The sequence below is a fragment of the Candidatus Nitrosotalea sp. FS genome, assembly GCF_011319475.1.
GTDB lineage: Archaea > Thermoproteota > Nitrososphaeria > Nitrososphaerales > Nitrosopumilaceae > Nitrosotalea.
On the sequence record NZ_RCMC01000225.1, the window covers coordinates 1 to 1,126 of the forward strand.

The following is a 1,126-nucleotide window of genomic DNA, read 5'->3' on the forward strand; positions in this document are numbered from 1 at the left end:
ATTCAAGTGTGGGGTAGTGGTAAGCTCGTTCAGCTGCTACTTAAAAATGATCTAGTGGATGAACTCTGGCTCAAAATATTTCCCGTTACGCTCGGCACGGGCAAACGTTTGTTTGGCGATGGAACCATCCCGGCAGCTTTTTCATTACTAGAGAGTTCGGTTACACCAAGTGGAGTAATTATTGCCAATTACAAGCGCGCAGGTAAAGTGAAAACAGGATCATTTTAGTAGGAAAATTTCTCGCCATGGTATTCATATGACTTTTTTGAATCATAACTAGGTTGGATTAATTAGCATTTATTCGTGCCAACTGTTTTCTTAGCACTAGAGCAAATCCAAGACAAGCTGCGGACAAAAATCCAGATGTAAGAAACACTAGATCATACGATCCCATAGATGGATAAGATCCAACAACTCCCTTGATCGTCTCGTGATTTTGCATGTATATTCCTGCCAATGTTGGGCCAATCGACATTCCAATGAACAAAAGAAGGGCACCTACTCCTGTTGATATTCCCATGAATTCTTTTGGTGATGATGTGATGACTACATTCCATGTAGTAAGATGCACCAGTGCAAGGCCTGCTGCAAGTATAGCCAGATTCACAGACACCTCAAATCCTGTAGAGTGGAACATCAACAATCCAATTGAGCCAATTATTGTAACTATGGCACCTCCAATTATTGGCTTTGTCCTGCCTATTTTGCTCAGGATAAAGGGATTTGTACCTGCAAACACAAGAAACATGATCATAAAAGGTAACTGGACACTAGCTGCATCTACAGCACTTCCTCCAAAGCCAAGCGGTACCGGACTGCGGACAAGCTGTACTATTGCAGGATATGCCAAAAACATCATGACCCCTGTTGCCATCAATACGATATACGATGGCAAGAGAATCTTGTCTTTTAGCAATCTAAAATCAAGCAGTGGTATTTTGGCTCTTTTCTCTATTAAAACAAATGCAAATAATGAAACAAGTGAAATTACAAACGCAGATACAATTTGCGGCATAGTTTCAGGTCGTACACCAATCTGTACCAGAGTCAGTCCAATTAGAAATGAAGTTATTGTAGATGATATGGCCAGGGCACCTTTGATATCAAGATGCTTACCAAGTCTTGT

At 40.9% G+C, this 1,126-nt stretch carries 1 protein-coding gene and 1 pseudogene; one reads left to right on the forward strand and one right to left on the reverse strand.

What is annotated here, in order from left to right; genetic code table 11:
* Nucleotides 1-228: dihydrofolate reductase family protein (locus DYY66_RS08545; RefSeq protein WP_178085600.1), on the forward strand; the 228-nt coding region annotated here is incomplete at its 5' end.
* Nucleotides 229-286: 58 nt separating this feature from the next.
* Here the strand turns inward: DYY66_RS08545 and DYY66_RS08550 are convergent.
* Nucleotides 287-1,126 (reverse strand): annotated as a pseudogene (locus DYY66_RS08550) (MFS transporter); the annotation flags it as partial.